Origin of the sequence: Acidovorax sp. BLS4 (assembly GCF_032929295.1) — a bacterium.
GTDB lineage: Bacteria > Pseudomonadota > Gammaproteobacteria > Burkholderiales > Burkholderiaceae_C > Paracidovorax.
Window position 1 is genome coordinate 4,019,058 of sequence record NZ_CP136797.1, and the last position, 18,325, is coordinate 4,037,382.

General features: G+C 69.1%; 21 protein-coding genes. 5 read left to right on the plus strand and 16 right to left on the minus strand.

Annotated features, from left to right (window positions below):
* Window positions 1-113 precede the first annotated feature (113 nt).
* The 10 genes from R1Z03_RS18490 to apaG form a co-directional block, all read right to left on the minus strand.
* Window positions 114-1,886: a pectate lyase gene (locus tag R1Z03_RS18490; protein ID WP_317353759.1), complete on the minus strand. Its 1,773-nt coding sequence runs from the start codon at window positions 1,884-1,886 to the stop codon at window positions 114-116.
* Window positions 1,887-2,259: 373 nt separating this feature from the next.
* Complete coding sequence (thiL, locus tag R1Z03_RS18495; RefSeq protein WP_317353761.1) at window positions 2,260-3,234, minus strand: thiamine-phosphate kinase; 975 nt, start codon at window positions 3,232-3,234, stop codon at window positions 2,260-2,262.
* Window positions 3,235-3,270: 36 nt separating this feature from the next.
* Window positions 3,271-3,672, minus strand: coding sequence for a GreA/GreB family elongation factor (locus R1Z03_RS18500; RefSeq protein WP_284406631.1), 402 nt, complete (start codon window positions 3,670-3,672; stop codon window positions 3,271-3,273).
* Between the two features lie 411 nt (window positions 3,673-4,083).
* Window positions 4,084-4,434, minus strand: a complete 351-nt coding sequence (locus tag R1Z03_RS18505) for an RNA-binding protein (RefSeq protein ID WP_284413396.1) — start codon at window positions 4,432-4,434, stop codon at window positions 4,084-4,086.
* 100 nt (window positions 4,435-4,534) lie between these two features.
* The gene (locus R1Z03_RS18510; protein WP_317353765.1) at window positions 4,535-4,744 is read right to left on the minus strand and encodes a hypothetical protein; all 210 of its coding nucleotides are present in this window, start codon (window positions 4,742-4,744) and stop codon (window positions 4,535-4,537) included.
* Window positions 4,745-5,033: 289 nt separating this feature from the next.
* A complete protein-coding gene (locus tag R1Z03_RS18515) occupies window positions 5,034-5,555 on the minus strand; it encodes an O-acetyl-ADP-ribose deacetylase (protein ID WP_317360422.1) in 522 nt (173 codons plus the stop codon).
* 23 nt (window positions 5,556-5,578) lie between these two features.
* Complete coding sequence (locus R1Z03_RS18520) at window positions 5,579-6,703, minus strand: YbdK family carboxylate-amine ligase (RefSeq protein ID WP_284394324.1); 1,125 nt, start codon at window positions 6,701-6,703, stop codon at window positions 5,579-5,581.
* Entirely contained in the window at window positions 6,693-7,952 is a 1,260-nt protein-coding gene (locus R1Z03_RS18525; RefSeq protein ID WP_272565687.1) for a cation:proton antiporter, read from the minus strand. Before R1Z03_RS18525 ends, R1Z03_RS18520 begins: the two co-directional genes overlap by 11 nt.
* A gap of 190 nt (window positions 7,953-8,142) precedes the next feature.
* Window positions 8,143-10,122, minus strand: coding sequence for a site-specific recombinase (locus R1Z03_RS18530; RefSeq protein WP_317353772.1), 1,980 nt, complete (start codon window positions 10,120-10,122; stop codon window positions 8,143-8,145).
* Window positions 10,119-10,526 carry a Co2+/Mg2+ efflux protein ApaG gene (gene apaG / locus R1Z03_RS18535; protein WP_272565684.1) on the minus strand — a complete coding sequence of 136 codons (408 nt, stop codon included), beginning with the start codon at window positions 10,524-10,526 and terminating at the stop codon, window positions 10,119-10,121. Before apaG ends, R1Z03_RS18530 begins: the two co-directional genes overlap by 4 nt.
* Window positions 10,527-10,595: 69 nt before the next feature.
* Here apaG and rpe point away from each other — a divergent pair, with 69 nt between their 5' ends.
* Window positions 10,596-11,276 carry a ribulose-phosphate 3-epimerase gene (gene rpe, locus R1Z03_RS18540; protein ID WP_092745201.1) on the plus strand — a complete coding sequence of 227 codons (681 nt, stop codon included), beginning with the start codon at window positions 10,596-10,598 and terminating at the stop codon, window positions 11,274-11,276.
* Window positions 11,277-11,314: 38 nt separating this feature from the next.
* Here rpe and R1Z03_RS18545 read toward each other — a convergent pair whose 3' ends face one another.
* The 3 genes from R1Z03_RS18545 to R1Z03_RS18555 all read right to left on the minus strand — a co-directional run bounded on the left by R1Z03_RS18545 (window position 11,315) and on the right by R1Z03_RS18555 (window position 13,374).
* The gene (locus R1Z03_RS18545) at window positions 11,315-11,725 is read right to left on the minus strand and encodes a hypothetical protein (RefSeq protein WP_317353778.1); all 411 of its coding nucleotides are present in this window, start codon (window positions 11,723-11,725) and stop codon (window positions 11,315-11,317) included.
* Window positions 11,726-11,931: 206 nt separating this feature from the next.
* Entirely contained in the window at window positions 11,932-12,975 is a 1,044-nt protein-coding gene (locus R1Z03_RS18550; protein ID WP_317353780.1) for a nitronate monooxygenase, read from the minus strand.
* A gap of 66 nt (window positions 12,976-13,041) precedes the next feature.
* Entirely contained in the window at window positions 13,042-13,374 is a 333-nt protein-coding gene (locus tag R1Z03_RS18555) for a hypothetical protein (protein WP_317353783.1), read from the minus strand.
* 158 nt (window positions 13,375-13,532) lie between these two features.
* Here R1Z03_RS18555 and R1Z03_RS18560 point away from each other — a divergent pair, with 158 nt between their 5' ends.
* The 4 genes from R1Z03_RS18560 to gph all read left to right on the plus strand — a co-directional run bounded on the left by R1Z03_RS18560 (window position 13,533) and on the right by gph (window position 16,663).
* The gene (locus R1Z03_RS18560) at window positions 13,533-14,447 is read left to right on the plus strand and encodes a Ku protein (RefSeq protein ID WP_317353786.1); all 915 of its coding nucleotides are present in this window, start codon (window positions 13,533-13,535) and stop codon (window positions 14,445-14,447) included.
* Between the two features lie 36 nt (window positions 14,448-14,483).
* The gene (locus tag R1Z03_RS18565; protein WP_317353789.1) at window positions 14,484-15,296 is read left to right on the plus strand and encodes an exodeoxyribonuclease III; all 813 of its coding nucleotides are present in this window, start codon (window positions 14,484-14,486) and stop codon (window positions 15,294-15,296) included.
* Between the two features lie 88 nt (window positions 15,297-15,384).
* Window positions 15,385-15,861, plus strand: a complete 477-nt coding sequence (locus R1Z03_RS18570; RefSeq protein ID WP_317353791.1) for an RDD family protein — start codon at window positions 15,385-15,387, stop codon at window positions 15,859-15,861.
* Between the two features lie 79 nt (window positions 15,862-15,940).
* The gene (gene gph, locus R1Z03_RS18575) at window positions 15,941-16,663 is read left to right on the plus strand and encodes a phosphoglycolate phosphatase (protein WP_372588169.1); all 723 of its coding nucleotides are present in this window, start codon (window positions 15,941-15,943) and stop codon (window positions 16,661-16,663) included.
* A 28-nt stretch (window positions 16,664-16,691) separates the two neighbouring features.
* Here the strand turns inward: gph and R1Z03_RS18580 are convergent, their stop codons facing one another.
* The 3 genes from R1Z03_RS18580 to R1Z03_RS18590 form a co-directional block, all read right to left on the minus strand.
* Entirely contained in the window at window positions 16,692-17,333 is a 642-nt protein-coding gene (locus R1Z03_RS18580; RefSeq protein WP_317353799.1) for a DUF1109 domain-containing protein, read from the minus strand.
* Complete coding sequence (locus R1Z03_RS18585) at window positions 17,330-17,938, minus strand: sigma-70 family RNA polymerase sigma factor (protein ID WP_317360424.1); 609 nt, start codon at window positions 17,936-17,938, stop codon at window positions 17,330-17,332. Before R1Z03_RS18585 ends, R1Z03_RS18580 begins: the two co-directional genes overlap by 4 nt.
* Before the next feature lie 113 nt (window positions 17,939-18,051).
* The gene (locus R1Z03_RS18590; protein WP_317353802.1) at window positions 18,052-18,321 is read right to left on the minus strand and encodes a pentapeptide MXKDX repeat protein; all 270 of its coding nucleotides are present in this window, start codon (window positions 18,319-18,321) and stop codon (window positions 18,052-18,054) included.
* Window positions 18,322-18,325: the final 4 nt, after the last annotated feature.

Genomic DNA, 18,325 nt, shown 5'->3' on the forward strand with positions numbered 1-18,325 from the left:
CATCCATGGGGTGCGATCCAAAGAAAGGCAGCCTGCAGGCCCGGGATCGGATCCCGGACCGGCAGGCTGCGGTGGGTGGGCTCGGGGCTGGGCCGGAAAACGTCAGCCGTCGATCACGCCTGCGGTGCCACGTAGGCGATGAGCCGCCCCATGCGGCGGATCCACTCCGAGGTGACGATGAACTGCGGCTTGTCCCGCTTCACGTAGGGCGGGACCTCCGGCGGGTTGTCGGCCGGGTAGGGCGACGTGTCCCAGGCATCGCCCACGTGCTTGCTGCGGTAGGCGGTGCCGGTGTAGGCCGCCGAGGGCCCGTCGCCCTGGTAGGGGTTGACGACTTCGGGCACGGGCGAGGTCCAGTAGCCCTTGGCGCCCAGTTCGTCCACCAGCGTCTGCGCTTCGCTGTCGGGCACCTTGGGCGTGGCCATGGTGGCGCCCGCGAACAGGTCGGGGAAGTCCACCTCGCGGATCGAGAAATACCGGGGCAGCGCGCGCGTGGCGGTGCCGGCCTGGAGGGGCGAGCGCGCCGCCATGGCCGCCACCGCCGCATCGCTCATGCCATCGAGCTGCCGGTAGGTGGACTCCAGTCCCGCGATGTCGATGGCGCGGCCCGCCGAGTAGTGGCTGACGGTGTTGGCCCAGTCCTTGTCGGCGTAGTAGCCGCCGTTGTGGATGTTGGAGCCGTAGCGGTGCACGTACAGCGGTGCGTTGGTGCCCAGCTCCACGAACGTGGGGTGGGTGCGGCCGCCGCCCAGCAGCGGACTGCCCGCGATGGCCGCCGTCGGCAGCGGGCAGGTCTTGAGCCAGGCGATGGCCTCGGGAATGCGCGCGAGGTAGCGGCGCTCGCCTGTGAGCTGGAAGTAGTTGAACAGCTGGCGGATGTTGGTCTGCGTGGTGTGCGTGGCCAGCGAGCGGGGCTCGTAGCTGCGCGCGCCGGCCGGTGCGCCGGCCGGGCGGCCGCCCATGGGGCGCGACAGGTGCTGCAGGCTCCAGCCGGCCTGCGGGCTGCTTTGCTGCATGAGGCGCATGCACTCCATGGCGCGTGCGATGGGGGCCAGCAGGCGCGTCTCGCCCAGCGCCATCACGCACATGGTGAGGAACTTGATGTTCTCGCCCATCACGTCGTCGTTGAAGGTCACGTGCAGCGTGTAGTCGCCGTCTTCCATGCCCGAATGGGCGCCCGCGGGCACCTGCTCGGGGTGCGGCGAGGGCATGGCGCCGACCGCGCCGGGAAAGTGCGGAAACCGCTGCGGCCAGCCGCCGTTCGCCACGCCGTATTCGGGGCCGAACTGCGCGTTCAGCACGAAGTCGATGGCCTTTTGCAGCGGCGCGAGAAAGCGCACGTCGCGCTTTTCCACATACATGCGCAGCAGCAGCTGCGAGGCCACGGCCGTGCCCGCGTCGTCGAACGTGGCGTTGCCGTAGTAGTGCTGGAACTCCTCCAGCCGCCAGCCGTTCTTGCCGATGGTGTCGTACCACTGGCGCAGCGACGCCTCGCCCGCGAAGTCGTGGATGTAGTTCCAGCCGCCCGAGGCGTGCTGCGCCGCGACGATGGCCAGCGTGGTGCGCTCGGCGGCCTGCAGGAAGCGTTCGTCGCCAGTGGCGTGGTAGGCGTCCAGGTACACGTGACCGACCGAGGGCGTGCCCGGCGGCTGGATCCAGCACATGGTGCGGTAGGCCTCCATCTCGCCGAAGGTCTGCTTCAGGTCGGGCGAGTACGACCACACGTAGCCGCCGCGGTACGAAACCACCTCGTCCATGTAGTCGGCGGAGCGCCGCAGCGCGGTGGCCGCCTCGCCCTGCGGGCCGGATGCGCCACCCGAACCGCCACCACAGGCGGTGAGCCACAGCGGCGCGAGCGCCGTCAGCGCGAAATCTCTGCGTTTCATGGAATGTCTCCTCTCGTCTTCGATGCAAGGAATGCACGCGCCGTCGGCGCGGCGATCGCAGCCTGGGGATCCCGGCTGTCTTGGTGTGCAGATCATCTTGAAGGATGTCGTACAACTTGGCGGCGATTGTGGGAGGCAGGGGAGAGGAGGCGATGCGTGTTTACCCGGTCTGCCACGCTCCAGAGGGCTCGTAAGCCTTTGGTAAGGCGCTCCGAGTTAGTACCTACTTAGGCGCAAACGATTGCGCAGTCGGTATCAGTCGCCAACGTCGGGATGGCCGCAAGCGTGATTTCGGTGGCATTTCGTCACAAAGTGGTACGACAACTGCCGCTTTGCAGGGACGGCGATGTCCCGCAAGTGATTGCGCTGCCGATCAGCGAAAGTGGTCGTATGACGAGTATTGCTGGGGGAGGGACTGGCCCTGGGCATCCACCAGCCGCAGGCCGGGCACGGCCTCGATGGTGCCGATGCGGGCCACGGGCGTGGCCGTGGCCTGCCCGGCGGCCTGGACCTCGGCGCGGTGCTCGGGCGCGGCGGTGAACAGCAGTTCGTAGTCGTCGCCGCCGGCCAGGGCGCAGCGCAGCAGGGTTTCGTGGTCAAAAGCCGCTGATGCCCTAGTACTCATTGCCCCTGTTGCTATTAATTCAATAGCGTTCTGGGTGTCGATGCGGGCCCCCACGCCCGAGGCCTGCAGGATGTGGCCCAGGTCACCCACCAGCCCGTCGCTCACGTCGATGGCGCTGCGGGCCAGCCCGCGCAGGGCCTGCCCCAATGCCACGCGCGGCGTGGGGCGCTCCAGCCGCTCGCGGGCCGGGGCCAGCCAGGGCGCGGGCAGGGTGCGCTCGCCGCGCAGCGCCTCCAGCGCCAGCCGCGCGTCCCCGAGCGTGCCGCTCACCCACACGTCGTCGCCCGCGCGCGCGCCGCTGCGCAGCAGGGCCTGGCCGGCGGGCACTTCGCCGAACACGGTGATGCAGATGTTGAGCGGCCCGCCCGTGGTGTCGCCGCCCACCAGCTCGCAGCCGTGCGCATCGGCCAGCGCCAGCAGCCCGCGCGAAAAGCGCTCCAGCCAGTCGCTGTCGGCCCGCGGCAGCGACAGGGCGAGCGTGAAGGCCAGCGGCCGGGCGCCGCACGCAGCCAGATCGCTCAGGTTGACCGCCAGCGCCTTGTGGCCGAGCGCCTCGGGATCGACGTCGGCAAAGAAATGGCGGCCCTCCACCAGCATGTCGCTGGAGACGGCCAGGTGCATGCCCGGCGCGGGCGCGAGCAGCGCGCAGTCGTCGCCCACGCCCAGCGCGGCGCGGCGCACGGGGCGCTGGAAGAAACGGCGGATCAGATCGAATTCACCCATGGCAGGAGCATACGGTGCGGCAGGCCACGGCCCGCGCTACGTCTGGTAGTCGCCGCTGGCCTCGGGCTGAAAGAGGATGGCGACGACCTGCGCCGCGCAGGCGTCGCCGTTCGGCGTGAGCCACTTCGCGACGTCCCCGACCTTCAGGCCCAGCAGGCTGCTGCCCACCGGCGAGAGCACGGAGATGAAGCCGGCCGTGGGCTCGGCATCCCGCGGATAGCAGACCGTGAGCGTCTGGCGCCGGGCGGTCTGCACATCGACCAGCTCCACGCGCGAGTACATCGTCACGACATCGCCGGGCACGGCGCGCGAGCCGGTCACCTCGGCGCTGGCCAGCAGCGCGGCCAGGGCGGGGGGGAGTTCGCGCCCGGGCAGTTTGCTCAGGCGGGCGAAATCAAGTTCGGTGAGCGTGCGCTCGCCGTGAATCGTTGCATGCATCGACACACTCCATCGAATGAATGCGGGCAACGCCCAAAAGAGGGTGCGCCCGCGGCCGCGCGAGGAGGGGGCCCGGCGGCGGAGGGTTGCGCTGAAAGAAGAGGAGAGGGGAGCGGACCGCCGGGCTCAGGAAGGTGCGGGGGGCACCGGCCGATGCGCTCTCTTGGCGGCCGCGTGCGCGCCGGCCGCTGCGCGGGGCAGTGTGGCCAGGGCGGCGTGGGGGCCGGAGAGGGGGAAGGGCATGCGGGCAGTGTAGGCCGTCATGCGGGCGGCACCCGCAATGGCCTCACGCCCTTTGCCAGATTGGGTGCCCCCTCGCGCTGCGGCGCGCGCCCAGGAGCGGCATGCAGGGCGGCCAGGCAAAAAAAAACCGGCCCAGGAGGGCCGGCTTTTCGCGGAGTGCGGCAGGGCTCAGTAACGGCCACCGCCGAAACCACCCGTGCCGTAGCCCACGTCGGAGCGCTTGTTCGCGCCGTAGCCCGCTGCGCTGTAGCCGCCCGAACCGCCGCCTTCTTCGCGGGGGCGGGCCAGGTTCACAACGATCGAGCGGCCGTCGACGGACATGCCGTGCAGTCCGGTGATGGCGGCCTGCGCGACTTCGGCGGACGCCATTTCCACGAAGCCGAAGCCCTTGGAGCGGCCGGTTTCACGGTCCATCATGACCTTGGCGGAGGAGACGTTGCCGAACTCGGCAAAGTTGCTTTGCAAGATCGCATCGGTCACGGAGTAGGGCAGGTTGCCCACGTAGATTTTGCTGCTCATGGAAAGAGCCTTTCTGAAAGAGGTGCGCAACGAATGGCGCGCCGTTGGAGGACGGTGGTGCGAAGGGGGAAAAGGGAGCTGCCTTGGCAGACCCTGGGCCTCAGCACGCCGGAGGATGCGGCATGCTCGTTTGCAGCCAGCCCTGGGTGATGGCAAAGAGCCGGGCGGCTTCGCGGGATGCAAAGGCTTTGTCGAAACGGAATACGCGGCAGTAGCTGCCGTTACCCTGGGATCGATGGACCGAGAAGGAGGCGCGGAAGCGGCCACAGTCGGTCGGGTGTGTCGAGGGCGAGACGACGTATGGGCCCATGGGAATGGCGGTCTTGGAAATCTAATTCATTCAGGATCGCAGGCGGGAGAGGGCCTGCGTGAGCATCGAGGAACTCGGTCGGCTGCAGCTCGGCAGATCGACAGGGCGACGAAGGTCGCAAAAGGCGGCCTGCCGGGGGCCGATGGCCGGTTCCCAGCAAGCGTTGCGGTGACGGCACGGGTCAGGCACCAGGATTGCAACGAAGGGCATTATATCACCATTGAGAATTTAAAAGTCAATTAATATTCTCGATGGTTTTAAAGAGGGTGTCTCCCAGCCACCCCTCGGGCTATTCGGCCGCCTGCCCAAGCACCGCCCGGTATACGGACAGGTCCTGCTCCGAGAAGCAGCAGAAGGTCACCTCCCGAATACCGGGCGTCTGCGCGAGGGTGGCATGCACCGCATCGACGGCCACCACCGCCGCCTGCTCGATCGGGTAGCCGTAGATGCCCGTGCTGACGCAGGGAAACGCCACCGTCCTCGCCCCACGTTCGCTCGCCAGCAGAAGCGACTTGCGATAGCAGGAGGCCAGCAGGCCCGCCTCGCCGTTCGCGCCGCCGCGCCACACCGGACCGACCGTGTGCACGATGACGGAGGCCGCCAGCCGGTAGCCCCGGGTGGCTTTCGCATCCCCGGGCTTGCAGCCGCCCAGCAGCCGGCATTCGTGCAGCAGTTCCGGACCGGCCGCGCGGTGGATGGCGCCATCCACCCCGCCCCCGCCGAGCAGCGACGAATTCGCCGCGTTGACGATGGCATCCACCGCCAGCTGGGTGATGTCGGCGCGCAGCGCGCGAAGCGTGGCGTTCGCCATGGGCACAGCCTGGCGTCGGCCCGTCAGGACACCGCGCCCCGAAAGCGCTGCGCCGCCTGCCGGCTCACCTCGCCCAGCAACTGCTCGTTGCGCTGGCGCTCGCGCAGCCAGCGCGCGTCGTTCTGGCCGGCGTCGGCCTCGCTGCGCAGCATGTGCAGGGCGCTCGACGCCCCGGTGACACCCGCGTGCCGCGCGATGTGGTCGATCGTCTGCAGGATGTGGTCGCGCAGCGGCATGTGGCTGCCCGTGGCCGGGTCCACATAGACCGCGTCCATGCCGAAGCGGCAGGCCTGGAAGCGGTTGTAGGTGTAGACGAGGTAGTCGTCCTCGGTCGGCATGAAGGGCTGCTCGGCCAGGAACCACGCACCCAGCGACTGCACGAAGCCGGCGAGCGCGGCGGCGCGCTCCACGGTGAGCGGCGTGTCGAACACCCGGATCTCGATGGTGCCGAACTCGGGCTTGGGGCGGATGTCCCAGTAGAAGTCCTTCATGCTCTTGACCACGCCCGTGCGCGTCATCTTGTCGAAGTAGTGCTCGAAGTCCGTCCAGGTGAGCGCCATGGGCGCGCGGCCGGACAGCGGGAACGCGAACACCGAGTTGAGCCGGGCGGAATCGAACGCCGTGTCCTGCCCCTGCACGTAGGGGCTGGAGGCCGACAGCGCGATGAAGTGCGGGATGTAGCGCGACATGCGGTGCAGCATCAGCAGCGCCGCGTCGGCGTCCGGGCAGCCGATGTGCACGTGCTGCCCGAAGATCGTGAACTGCTTGGACAGGTAGCCATACAGCTCCGACAGCTCGCGAAAGCGCGGCTTGTCGTAGATGCGCCGCTCGTGCCATTGCTGGAACGGGTGTGTGCCGCCGCCGGCCACGGCGATGTTGAGCTTGTCCGCGCTCTTGACCAGCGCATCGCGGATCTGCGTGAGCTGGCCCAGCACCTCGCTGCTGCTGTGGCACACGCCGGTGGAGATCTCGATCATGCTGTTGGTCATCTCGGGCACGACGCTGCCGGGCAGCGGCGTCTTGTGCATGAGGCGCAGCATGTCCTCGGCATAGGGCGCGAGGTCGTAGTCGTGCGTGTTGACGAGCTGCAGCTCCAGCTCGACGCCCAGCGTCAGGGGCTCGGAATGGTGGAAGGCTTCAAGACTCACGGCTGTTGTCTCCGTTGGCGGCGCGCGAGAGCGGCGCCCAGGGTTTCGAACTCTCGCCCGCGCGGTAGATGGCGACGGTGGCGATCACGGCCCCGAGCACTTCCATGACCAGGATGGCCGGCAGCGCCACGCGGGCGATCAGCTGGCCGGTGGAGGCCGAGGCCACCACGAACTGCGATGCGATCAGCAGCGCGATGGACGACATCGGCGTCATCGCGCAGCCCACCCACAGGGCCTGGCGCCAGCTGGCGCCGCTGCCCACGTTGCCCACCGCCACGCCCAGGGCCTTGGCCGCCAGGCGCACCACGATCAGGGCCAGCACCACGCCGGCCACCGGGCCGCTCCAGTCGGCCTGCGCCGCCACGGTGGAGACCAGCACGAACATCAGCATGGTCAGCAAAGACGAGGCCGTGCCCATCTGGCGCGGCCAGGCCCAGGGGCGCGGATTGAGCTGCTTGAGCAGCATGCCGGCCAGGAGCGCGGCCAGCGGCGCGGAGCCGCCCATGTGCGCCGCGACGGCCGTGCCGGCGGCGATGAGGGTGAGCAGCAGGAACGAGGTGTTCTCGCTCGTGGGGCTCATGAAGCGCAGCGCCATGCGCAGCACCAGGGCCAGCACGGCGCCGACAATGATCGAGACGCCCAGCACCACCATGACCGGGTAGATGGTGTCCATGATGCGCGCGGCGGGGCGGTTGATCAGCTCCGCCGTGGCGCTGCCCAGCGTCAGGGCGTACAGCGTGGAGAGCGTGGCCAGCACCATGGCGCGGTCGGTCACCGGGCCGGCGGCGCGCGTGTCGGCCACCACGCGGCTGAGCACCGCGGGCGAGGCGGCCAGGGCCACCAGGGCGAGCGGCCCGGCAGCGCGCTGGGGCACGTCCAGCCACATCAGCACGTAGTACACGGCGAAGTAGGTCAGGGCCGATTCGGCGATGCTCTGCACCAGCACCATCGGGTTGTGGCGGAACCAGCGCAGCGGAATGCGCCCGCCCGCCTCGAACAGCACCAGTGCGATGCCCAGCTCCAGCAGGAACAGGCTGATGCCCTGCAGCGGCCACACGGCGCCGGTGAAGCCCAGCAGGCCGGCGATGGTGCCGACCAGGGTGTAGCCGACCACCTTGGGCAGGCCGATATGGCGTTGGAAAAGGTAGCCCGATACCGCGGCCACTGCGAGCAGCAGCGACCATTGCACGGTGGGCAACCCGGCCGAAGGGCGCAACCATTGCGCCCAGAAGCTCAGGATTTCATCCATTCTTTGTATGTCCTCTTCGCGCAGGCGCCAGGCCTGCAGGGTTGGGTCGGCCTTCGCGAAGCCCCCTCGGCGCGCAGCGGCCCGACCCCGGGGTCGCCCGAATTTACCCGCTGGGGTGGCCCCACCCTGTAGGACGGAGGCCTCCATTCCGGGGCGTATCGGGGCGGCGGAAAAGACCTTTTAACAGGGCTCAGGCCGCGCGCCGGGCGGGCATGAAAAACTCCAGCGGCGCGCGCCGCAGCCGCGAGCGCAGGGCCGCATAGACGCGGGCCCGCTCCACCCCCGTCACGCTGTGCGCGCGCAGAGCGAGCCGGAAGGCCAGGTAGAAGCTCACCGACACGTTCAGCGCGCCCAGCAGCGGAATCGTGGCCACGGCCCACCAGAACTGCGGCATGTGCAGCACCTGCAGGCCCAGCGCCGTGCTGGCGGCGCCCAGCTGGCCCGACGACAGCGTGACGTGGCGCACGTCCAGCCCGAGCCCGAAGAACGAGGCGATGGGCGGCACCAGCCCCAGCATGAAGCCGAGCGAGATGTTGGCAGCGAAGCCGGACAGGTTCTCGCGCAGGAAGTGCGCCCAGCGCGCGGCGCGCGCCGTGCCCAGCAGCCGGGTGATGCGCGGGTTGTACTGCACGGCCGAATCCAGGCGGTGCAGCACGAACCAGTTCTCCGCCCAGCCCGCGATGATGCTGGAGGCGAACAGCAGCACGCCGGTGAAGGCCGCGAACAGCAGCGAGGGCCCCAGCAGGTGCAGCGACTCCAGCACGTGGTGGGCCTGGGCCGTGCTGATGGCCGTCTGCCCGGTTCCCTTGGCGATCAGCAGCGTGATGCCGATCACGGTCGGGAACACCACGAGCACGTTGCCCAGCACCGCGGCCACCTGCGACCGCACCAGGTGCGTGACCTCGTCCACGAAGGACACCACGGCCTCGTCGGAGTGCAGGTCCTTGAGCTTGGCCGCCATGGCCGGCGCGGTCATCGCGGGCTGCTTGGTGGCCACCGTGAAGTGCAGCAGCAGGATCAGCACGAAGCTCACCGAATAGTTCACGCCCGCCCAGAAGCCGCCCCAGAAGGCCGACAGCGCCAGCGCCGCCAGGCCGAACTTCATGAGGGTGGTGAAGGCCATCACCAGGCCGCCGCCCGCGGCCTTGCCGACCATGGCGCGGTATTCGGCGCCGGTGCGCGTGATGTAGTGCTCGCCCGTCTCGGCGCTGCGCTCTGCCACCTTGGCCGCCAGCAGCGACGAGTTGGACGCCAGCAGCGCGCGCAGGCTGCGCCGTTCGCGGCCCACGGTGACCAGCCGCGCCATCAGGCGGGCGGCGGTGGGGGCGGGCGTGGGCGAGAGCAGGCAGTCCAGCAGCTCGCGCACGCGCAGAATGCGCTCGCGCAGCTGCCGCAGCCGGAACACCAGTCCCACCGAAATGCCGTTGTCCTCGAAGTGCGAATACACCGTGGCCGCGGCGGCGCGGCAGGCATCGAGCCGCTCGCGCAGGCGCTGCACGGATTCGTCGAGCCGGTCGGTGGTGCGCAACTGGTGCATCACCTCCACGCGCACGCTCTCCACGTCGCGGATCAGGGCGTGGAACGGCTGCGCGTCGCGCGCGGCTTCGCTCATGCGCAGGCGCAGTTCGGGCGCGAAACCGGTGGACAGGATCTGCCCCGCGCAATAGGTGATGGCGTCCAGCAGGGCGCGCTGCCAGCGGGTGGCGCCCGGCGCCTCGGCCGGGGCCATGGCCGACAGCAGCCGCACGAGCAGGGCCTCGTCCAGGGCCGCGAGCCACAGCGCATCGAAATCGTAGGGCAGCGCCAGCATGAACAGCTCGGACGCGTCGATGGTCTCCGGGCTGCCCGGCAGCAGCTTGTAGCGCAGGCGCTCCGCCACCTCGCTGGCGAGGGCCGTGCGCGGCGCGAAGCCGAAGTCGGCCAGCAAGGTGGTGATGTCCACCGTGCCGACGAGCGCGCTCCACCAGTCCTGCAGGCGCTGGCGCGCGGCATCGTCCTTTTCGATGGCCTCCACGAACAGCTGCATGCGGCCGACCGCGGCCTCGACCGAGCGGCGGTTGCCCCGCACCCAGTCCAGCAGCGCAATCAGCCAGAGGTGGCGCTGCGCCAGCGGCGCGCCCGCATCCAGCTGGGCCAGCAGGTGGCCCAGGTCATTGGCGTGGCGCTTCAATGCAGCACTCTGCCGTTCAGGGGAGCGCCCGAGGCGTCGCCGGACACGGCTTCCAGCACGAACAGCGCAATGGGGCATTCGAACGGCTCGCCGTCCTCGGCCACGCAGAAATAGCGGCCGTGCATGCTGCCGCTGGCCGTGCGCAGGCGGCAGCCGCTCGTGTACTGGAAGGATTCGCCGGGCTTGAGCAGCGGCTGCTGCCCGACGACGCCCAGGCCCTTGACCTCTTCGGTGTGGCCGCGCGCGTCGCTGATGACCCAGTGGCGGGAGATCAACTGGGCGGGGATGTCGCCCGTGTTCGTGATGGTGATGGTGTAGGCGAAGCCATAAAAGCCCTCGTCGGGCGTGGATTGCTCGGGCAGGTACTGGGATTGCACCTCGGCCTGGAACTGGTACTTCGGCATGGGCGCAATGGTACCCGGGCCGGCGGGCAAGCCTTCCGGAGCGCCGCGGGCTGCTGCGACAATCGGGGGATGAGCCGCACCTACCGCATTGCCCCCTCGATCCTGTCCGCCGATTTCGCCCGCCTGGGCGACGAAGTGAAGAACGTCATCGCCGCCGGCGCCGACTGGATCCACTTCGATGTGATGGACAACCACTACGTGCCCAACCTGACGTTCGGGCCCATGATCTGCCAGGCGCTGAAGCCCCACGCCAAGACCCCGGACGGCCAGCCCGTGCCGATCGACGTGCACCTGATGGTCCAGCCCGTGGATGCGCTGGCCGCCGCTTTCGCCGATGCCGGCGCCGACTACATCAGCTTTCACCCCGACGCCTCGGCCCACGTGCACCGCAGCGTGCAGGCCATCCGCGCCAAGGGCGCCAAGCCCGGCCTGGTGTTCAACCCCGCCGAACCGCTCGACGTGCTCGACTGGGTGATCGACGACATCGACCTCATCCTCATCATGAGCGTGAACCCGGGTTTCGGCGGCCAGAGCTTCATCGACTCCGCCCTCCGCAAGATCGAGGCCGTGCGCCGGCGCATCGACGCCTGCGGCAAGGACATCCGCCTCGAAGTGGACGGCGGCATCAAGACCGACAACATCCGCCGCGTGGCGGATGCGGGCGCGGACACCTTCGTGGCGGGCAGCGCGATCTTCGGCAAGCCCGACTACGCCGGCGTGATCGGCGCCATGCGCACGCAACTGGCCTGACGCGGCCCGGCCGCAGTCTGGGCCTGCATTCACATCGATCAGCGCGCTGGTGGCGCTGGGGGCGGCGGCACGATGGTGGTCGTGGTGCTCTCGCGCAGCACGCCGCCCGCGGCGGGCGAGCCGGACACGGCACTCGGGCCCTTCACGCGGTCCAGGCAGGCGGAACGCTCTTCGGGCGTCTTGAACACGGCGCAACGGTCCACCGCATTGCTCTGCTCGGCCTGGGCGCCCGGATTGGTCAACTGGCCGGTGCGCGACGATTCCAGGGCCGCACCCGCTTCCTGCAGGCACACGGCCTGGGACTGCTGCGTGTTGCCGCTCAGGCAGGCCTGGCGGTCGCGCTCGTAGCGGGTCCGGGCGGATTCGTCCGGTGCGGCGTGCGCGGTGGCGGCGGCGGCGGCCAGCAGGGCGGTCGTGGCGAGCGCGGAAAAGCGGCGAAGAGAAGACATCGGCATGGTGATCCTTTGGTATGCGAACCGCCCCTGGCAGCCGGGCGAAGGCCCGGCCGGGGCAAGGTTTGCAGACTAGGCGTACACCGAGGGAGCGTCTGTCGGACGGTGCGCAGCCGCCGTGCGGGCCGTTCGCCCGCCGCAGAGCGGCCGAGGCACCCATCCTGATGAAAAGCGGGGGCGCAGCGGCGGAAAAGGCCGGCCGCTTACCGCAAACCCTGCGCCAGCGCGCGCGTCAGGTCGGCGGCGGACGCCTCCCGGCAACCGCTCGCGTTCTGTCCGGACCACAGTGGTGAAAAGTCGCTGCGCCCCAAGGCTTCCGCCTTGGCGCGCAGCGGGGCCAGCGCGGCCGTCGCGAGGGGGAACTCCGGGGCCGCGGGGTTCAGTGGCCCCAGTTCGTGCATGACGCGGTTCATGATGCCGCGGGCAGGGCGGCCGGTGAACAGGTGGGTGAGGGCGGTATGGCGCGCCTCGTCGCTTTGCAATGCGGCGCGGTGCACTGCGCTGGTGGTGGCCTCGGTGGCCAGCATGTAGGCGGTGCCGACCTGCACGCCCGAGGCCCCCAGCGCCATGGCCGCGGCCACGCCCTGGGCGTCCGCGATGCCCCCGGCCGCGATGACCGGGCACTGCACGGCGCCGACGATCTGGGGCAGCAGCGCGAAGGTGCCGGATTGCTTGGTCAGGTCGTGCGACAGGAAGTGCCCGCGGTGCCCGCCGGCCTCCAGGCCCTGCGCGATGACCGCGTCCACGCCCCGCGCCTGCAGCCAGAGCGCTTCTTCCACCGTGGTGGCCGACGCGAGGACTTTGGAGCCCCAGCTTTTCACCTGCGCCAGGAGGTCGTCCGGCGGCAGCCCGAAATGGAAGCTGACCACCGGTGGCCGGAACTCCGCCAGCAGGCCGGCCACCTCGGCGTTGAACGGATGGCGTCCCGCACCGGCGGGGATGTCCTCCGAACGAAGGCCGAATTCGGCGTAATAGGGCGCCAGCGCCGCACGCCATGCCGCCTCCCGCTGCGGATCGGGCTGGGGCGGCGTGTGGCAGAAGAAGTTGACGTTGTAGGGCCGGCGGGTGGCCGCGCGGATGGCCGTGACTTCCTGGCGGATCAGGTCGGGCGTGAGCCCGGCGCAGGGCAAGGAGCCCAGGCCCCCGGCTTCGCACACGGCGATCACCATGGCGCTTCCCGACACCGCCACCATGGGCGCCTGGATGAGGGGGAATTCGGTGCCGAGGAGGTGTTGGAGCGTGGTCATCGGTGGGGCCTGTAGGGACGTGGTGGGCATTCTGCACCACCTCCTCCAGCCGCCACGCGCGGCGGTTCAGCGGGCGGGGCCGAATCCGAAAAGGGAGGGTTTGGAGGGGGCCGGGGGATCGGCTGGCGGGCGCTCCGTCTGGGGCGCATCGTGCGATGGCGACACCCCTTTCGCGGCCCGCTTCACGGCAAGGCGAGGGCCGATGTCCAGGTCTTCGATCATGGCTTGCAACACCCGAAGCCCATCGGCCAGGGCCTGGTGGTAGGTGCCCGCGGCCGACGCGGACCGTTCCATCTCCGCCCAGGCACCGCCGCCTTCGCGCTCCATCAGCACCCAGCGGAAGTCCCCGGGAGACGGCTCTTGCACATGGATGGCGATGGGGCGGAGGGCGGTCGGCATCGCTCCAGCATAGGGGATCGCGGGGGATGGACCAAGGCCGTGCCGCCACCCGATTGGCAGGCAATGCCTACCGATGCGGCAAGCGGCCGCCTACAAGGGTGGCAGACCGATCGACGCAGACTGGGACGCACGGGGTTTCCCCTTCGGAGAAAAGTCACATGGCAACTGGCAGTCGCACGCTCTGGAAGGGCGCCATCACTTTCGGCCTGGTCCACATCCCTGTCGGGCTGCACACGGCGGCGACGGAGCAGGGCGTGGACTTCGACTGGCTGGACAAGCGGTCCATGGACCCGGTGGGCTACAAGCGCATCAACAAGAAGACCGGCAAGGAAATCGACAAGGACCACATCGTCAAAGGGGTGCAGTACGAAGACGGCAAGTACGTCATCATCAGCCCGGAAGAGATCGAGGCGGTGTTCCCCAAGACCACGCAGACCATCGAGATCGAGCGCTTCATCGATGCGAACGACATGCCGTTCATCTTCCTGGAGCGGCCTTACTACGTGGCGCCGGTCAACAAGAGCGACAAGGTCTATGCGCTGCTGCGCGAAACCCTCATCGCGACGGGCAAGGTTGGCCTCGCGAAGGTCGTCATTTCGACGAAGCAGCACCTGGCCGCGCTGGTGCCTTCGGGACCGGCGCTGGTGCTGAACCTGCTGCGCTGGGGCGACGAGGTCAAAACGCTCGACTCGCTCGAACTGCCGGCCGCCGGCAAAAAGAGTGTGAGCGCCGCGGAACTCAAGATGGCCAGGCAGCTGGTCGAGGAGATGTCCGGAAAATGGGACCCCGCCGACTTCAAGGACGAGTTCCGCATCCAGGTGATGAAGCTCGTGGACAAGAAGGCGAAGGCGGGCGAAGGCCACACGGTGATGGACCCGGAGGAAGAAGCGCCGCAGACCGGCGAAGTGATCGACCTCACGGCCCTGCTCAAGCGCAGCCTCAAGGGTGGCTCCGCGCCTGCGCGCAAGGCGGCGAGCAAAACGGCCGGCAAGGCGGCCAAGGCGCCTGCCAGGAAGGCCGGTGCCAAAAGCGCCGCCGCCAGGAAGAGCGCACCGGAAAGAAAAGCGGCGTGAGCGATTGCTCGCCCGCGTGTTCAGACCGGTGATGCCATGCGCGTCGCCACGTGGAACATCAACAACGTCAACAAGCGGATCGACCGGCTGGTCGATTGGCTGCAGCGCACGCGGCCCGATGTGGTCGCGCTGCAGGAACTCAAATGTCCCACGGCGCAGTTCCCGCATGAGGCGCTGCGCGCGGCGGGCTACCGCGGCATGGCCGTCGGCCAGCGCACCTGGAATGGCGTGGCGCTGCTCGGCCGCGGGCACGATCCGCTGCCCGTGTTGACCGCGCTGCCGGGCGATCCCGCCGACAAGGAAGCCCGCTACCTCGAAGCGGCCATCCACGGCGTGCTCTATGCCTGCCTGTACCTGCCCAACGGCAACCCGCAACCCGGCCCCCGATTCGATGCCAAGCTGCGTTGGTTCGAGCGGCTGAACCGCCGCGCCCAGGCGCTCTGGGCGTCTGGCCATCCCGTGGTGCTGATGGGCGACTGGAACGTCGTGCCGACGGATGCGGACATCTACCGGCCCGACACGTGGGCGGACAACGCCCTGTTGCAGCCGGCGCCCCGGCAAGCCTATGCCGACCTGTTGGCCCAGGGGTGGACGGATGCCATCGCCACGGTGCACCCGAAGGACGTGCCGTTCACTTTCTGGGACTACCGGCGCCGGCGCTGGGAGCGCGATGCGGGACTGCGCATCGATCACATCCTGGTGAGCCGCATGCTCCGCGTGGCGGATGCCGGCGTGGACCGGGACGAGCGCGGCAAGGCCAACGCCAGCGACCACGCCCCCGTCTGGGCGGAACTGACGGTGGCGAAGGCGCCCGCGCGGCGCCGGGCGGCCAGGCCGGCCGGCGTTTGAAGCGCCCCACAGGCCGGTGATCGCTGCCAGAATGCAGGGTGCCTCGACCCTTGGGGTTGCAAGCGTGCTTCACAAGGACAATGCTTTCATGAACGATCCCGGCGGCTTTCCCGATCTCGAATATGTCGGCTTCTGGGCGCGCGTGGGCGCGACGCTGATCGACACCCTGCTGCTGATCGTCGTGACGGTGCCGCTGCTGGTGGCGTTCTATGGCTGGGCGTATTTCGAATCCGAGCGCCTGGTCTTGGGGCCTGCGGATTTCGTCATCTCCTGGGTGCTCCCGGCCGTGGCCGTGGTGCTGTTCTGGCTGAGCCGGCAGGCCACGCCGGGCAAGATGGCCATCGGCGCCCGCGTGGTGGATGCCGCCACCGGCAAGCCGATGACCCCCGGGCAGTCCGTGGGCCGCTACGTGGCGTATTTCGCCTCCGCGATTCCGTTGGGCCTGGGCCTGCTGTGGGTGGCGTTCGACAGCCGCAAGCAAGGCTGGCACGATAAGCTGGCGGGCACGGTGGTCGTGCGGCCGAAGCGGCGTGGGACGCAGGCGGTGAATTTTCCACAGGGTTGAACACGTCCTCCCCGCACCAGGACCGCCACGGCGCCACCCCGCCTTCATTCACTGCACGCCTGTTTTCATGGCCATGACGATGCAATCTGCCCCCTTTTCAGACTGGATTCCGCTGTCCCCCGCACAAGCCGATGCCGCGATCGTGGACCTGGACGGCACCATGGTGGACACGCTCGGCGATTTTTCCGAGGCGATCAACCGCATGCTGCATGAGCTGGGGCTGCCCGGCATCGCGGCACCCGACATCGAACGCATGGTGGGAAAGGGCTCGCAGCACCTGATTAATTCGGTGCTCAATCACGTTCTGGCGCATGATTCACTAGGGCGTAATGCTATCAAAAAAGAAGCAATCTATCCACAGGCCTGGGAAAGCTACCAGCGCCATTACGCCGCCGTCAACGGCCAGTTCGCCGCGCTGTACCCTGGCGTGGTCACCGGACTGCAGGCGCTGCGGCGGCAAGGCGTGCGCCTGGCCTGCCTGACCAACAAGCCCACGGCGTTCGCCGTTGCGCTGCTGGAGGCCAAGGGGCTGGACGGCTTCTTCGAGAAGGTGTTCGGCGGCGATGCCTTCGAGCGCATGAAGCCCGACCCGATGCCGTTGCTCAGGACCTGCGAGGCGCTGGGCACCGTGCCCGCGCGCACGCTGATGATCGGCGACTCCAGCAACGATGCCCGGGCGGCCCGCGCCGCCGGCTGCCCCGTGGTGCTGGTGACCTACGGCTACAACCACGGGCAACCCGTGCGCGAGGTGGATGCCGACGGCTATGTCGATTCGCTGGAGGCGCTGCGGCCCGGTTCCTGACGCGCCGCAGCGGCGGGGCGATGGCCCGCTACCAGCGCAGCAGCCGAGGCCCCAGCACGGCACCAGCGGCCACCGGCAGCGACATGCCCAGAACGTACCAGATGGCAATGAACGGTGCGGCCAGCTCCGGGCAGTGCAGCGCATAGACCGTGGCGCCGGCCGCGCCGCCCAGGGCGCCGGCCCCTGCGCCGGCCCAGGCCGGGCGGACGGGCGCCATGCCCCGCAGCACCCAGATCGCGGCCAGGAACACCGGCAGCGACAGCATCGCGATATTTTCCGCGCACACGCGCCAGGTTCGGCTGAGCACCAATTCCGGCAGTTGTGCCGCGGGGGCCTGCCACACCGCCATCAGCCCCAGGGCCCATACCAGGCCGATCGGGGTGGCCCAGCCCAGCCATGCGAGGCGGGTGGCAGAGCCCGGCTTCCCGAGCCGGGCGACCAGCGGCAACGCGGCCAGTGCCATCAGCAGCGGAGCGCCGAATTTCACCCAGAACATGGGCAGGGTGGCGTACTGGCCGAGCGCTGGATTGAGCCCGAGCCCATACCGCATCAGCCAGCCCGAAACCGGCACCGACAGGAGAAGGCCGAGCGCCAGGCGCTTCGCTGCGGCATGGCGAGGGACCGGCACCGTGTCGGCGGCCAATAGATGGATCAGATCGTCGGTTTTCATGGGCAGGCCTTTGGCTTCGCCGTGGGTGGGGACGAAGACGCGATGCGGCTCGCCAGCGCCTTCAGGCCCCGGTGGATGCCGATTTTCACGGCGGACTCCGTCATGCCGGTTTCCTGGGCCACGTCGGAGACCGACCGGCCATGCAGCTTGACCTGCTCGATGGGCAGGCGCTGGCGGTCGGGCAGGGTGGCGAGCAGTCGCCCGAGATCGCGCCGGGCCTCGGCGGCCGTGTCCTCGGTGTGATCGAAGAGGCCGGTGGCATCGTCGTCCAGAGGGTCGTGCAGCGCTTCGCGCGCCTGGCGCGCGCGCAGCAGATCGATGGTCTTGTAGCGCGCGATGGCGTGCACCCAGGCCGTGAGCGGCTCGGTGTGCTGGTAGGTATGGCGCTGGTTGTGCAGGGCCAGCAGGGTGTCTTGCACAAGGTCCTCCACGTCGTCGGGCCAACCGGACAGCCGCCGGCGGTAGAAGGACCGCAGGCGGGTTGCCATTTGCTGCAGGAATTGCCGGTACGCCGCCGCATCGCCCTCCAGCCCGGCGAGCATCAGGCTTCGCAGGCGCTGTTCGGTCTGGAGGTGCGCAATATCTCGAGGCGGTGGGGGTGCCATGGCCACCTCAGGGTACACGGCATCGGCGCCACTCGCGCGCATCGCGCGATGGCGTGGGACACGGCCTGCGCTGACGGCCTGCATGGACCCGTTGCGTGCAGGCATGCCGTGGCTTATTTCTTCATCTCGTCCTTCTTCATCTCATCCTTCTTCATCGCGTCCTTTCCCATGGAATCCTTGGCCATGGTGTCGTGCTTCATGCCGTCTTTCTTCATTGCATCCTTCTTCATGCCGTCGTGTTTCATGGCGTCTTTCGGCATGCCGTCCTTGGCCATCGCGTCCTTGGCCATGGGGTCCTTTTTCATCATGTCGTCCGCCGCCATGGCGGAGACGGAGGCCGCGGTCAGGCAGGCGGCGAGCAGTGCGGTCGTGAGCTGGTTCATGTCG

Bases quoted from the DNA above. Each gene is read 5' to 3' on its own strand.
- R1Z03_RS18490 (WP_317353759.1), bottom strand. From the start codon at position 1,886: ATGAAACGCAGAGATTTCGCGCTGACGGCGCTCGCGCCGCTGTGGCTC.
- thiL (WP_317353761.1), bottom strand. From the start codon at position 3,234: ATGGGTGAATTCGATCTGATCCGCCGTTTCTTCCAGCGCCCCGTGCGC.
- R1Z03_RS18500 (WP_284406631.1), bottom strand. From the start codon at position 3,672: ATGCATGCAACGATTCACGGCGAGCGCACGCTCACCGAACTTGATTTC.
- R1Z03_RS18505 (WP_284413396.1), bottom strand. From the start codon at position 4,434: ATGAGCAGCAAAATCTACGTGGGCAACCTGCCCTACTCCGTGACCGAT.
- R1Z03_RS18510 (WP_317353765.1), bottom strand. From the start codon at position 4,744: ATGGGCCCATACGTCGTCTCGCCCTCGACACACCCGACCGACTGTGGC.
- R1Z03_RS18515 (WP_317360422.1), bottom strand. From the start codon at position 5,555: ATGGCGAACGCCACGCTTCGCGCGCTGCGCGCCGACATCACCCAGCTG.
- R1Z03_RS18525 (WP_272565687.1), bottom strand. From the start codon at position 7,952: ATGGATGAAATCCTGAGCTTCTGGGCGCAATGGTTGCGCCCTTCGGCC.
- apaG (WP_272565684.1), bottom strand. From the start codon at position 10,526: ATGCCGAAGTACCAGTTCCAGGCCGAGGTGCAATCCCAGTACCTGCCC.
- rpe (WP_092745201.1), top strand. From the start codon at position 10,596: ATGAGCCGCACCTACCGCATTGCCCCCTCGATCCTGTCCGCCGATTTC.
- R1Z03_RS18545 (WP_317353778.1), bottom strand. From the start codon at position 11,725: ATGTCTTCTCTTCGCCGCTTTTCCGCGCTCGCCACGACCGCCCTGCTG.
- R1Z03_RS18550 (WP_317353780.1), bottom strand. From the start codon at position 12,975: ATGACCACGCTCCAACACCTCCTCGGCACCGAATTCCCCCTCATCCAG.
- R1Z03_RS18555 (WP_317353783.1), bottom strand. From the start codon at position 13,374: ATGCCGACCGCCCTCCGCCCCATCGCCATCCATGTGCAAGAGCCGTCT.
- R1Z03_RS18560 (WP_317353786.1), top strand. From the start codon at position 13,533: ATGGCAACTGGCAGTCGCACGCTCTGGAAGGGCGCCATCACTTTCGGC.
- R1Z03_RS18565 (WP_317353789.1), top strand. From the start codon at position 14,484: ATGCGCGTCGCCACGTGGAACATCAACAACGTCAACAAGCGGATCGAC.
- R1Z03_RS18570 (WP_317353791.1), top strand. From the start codon at position 15,385: ATGAACGATCCCGGCGGCTTTCCCGATCTCGAATATGTCGGCTTCTGG.
- gph (WP_372588169.1), top strand. From the start codon at position 15,941: ATGCAATCTGCCCCCTTTTCAGACTGGATTCCGCTGTCCCCCGCACAA.
- R1Z03_RS18580 (WP_317353799.1), bottom strand. From the start codon at position 17,333: ATGAAAACCGACGATCTGATCCATCTATTGGCCGCCGACACGGTGCCG.
- R1Z03_RS18585 (WP_317360424.1), bottom strand. From the start codon at position 17,938: ATGGCACCCCCACCGCCTCGAGATATTGCGCACCTCCAGACCGAACAG.
- R1Z03_RS18590 (WP_317353802.1), bottom strand. From the start codon at position 18,321: ATGAACCAGCTCACGACCGCACTGCTCGCCGCCTGCCTGACCGCGGCC.